This is a genomic window from Pseudomonas sp. NPDC087804 (assembly GCF_044742965.1).
Classification (GTDB): domain Bacteria; phylum Pseudomonadota; class Gammaproteobacteria; order Pseudomonadales; family Pseudomonadaceae; genus Aquipseudomonas; species Aquipseudomonas rustica.
The window spans coordinates 1-359 of the sequence record NZ_JBIUVN010000036.1 but is presented as its reverse complement, the minus strand read 5'-3'; the positions used below and the strand labels follow the sequence as shown (position 1 = coordinate 359).

The window sequence follows — 359 nt, the reverse complement described above, 5'->3', positions numbered from 1 at the left end:
GCCGCTGCAGATCGGCGCGCGTGACGTTGCGTTCCCGTTCCTGAACTCCCTGAGCTTCTGGCTGCTGGTGTCCGGCGTTGTGCTGATCAACCTGTCCCTGGGCGTTGGCGAATTCGCCAAGACCGGTTGGGTTGCTTATCCACCGCTGTCGGGTCTGCAGTACAGCCCTGGCGTGGGCATGGACTACTACATCTGGGCGCTACAGTTATCCGGGTTAGGTACGACGTTAACCGGGGTTAACTTCCTCGCGACCGTACTGAAAATGCGTACCCCTGGCATGAAACTGATGGACATGCCGATCTTCACCTGGACCTGCACCTGGGCAAACGTTCTGATCGTGGCTTCGTTCCCGATCCTGA

The 359-nt window shown here is 58.8% G+C and carries 1 protein-coding gene; it reads left to right on the top strand.

Annotated elements, in window-relative coordinates; translation table 11 throughout:
- Positions 1 to 359, top strand: a 359-nt coding sequence (locus ACIOMO_RS25680) for a cbb3-type cytochrome c oxidase subunit I (protein WP_401244283.1), incomplete at both ends; no start/stop codon positions are given.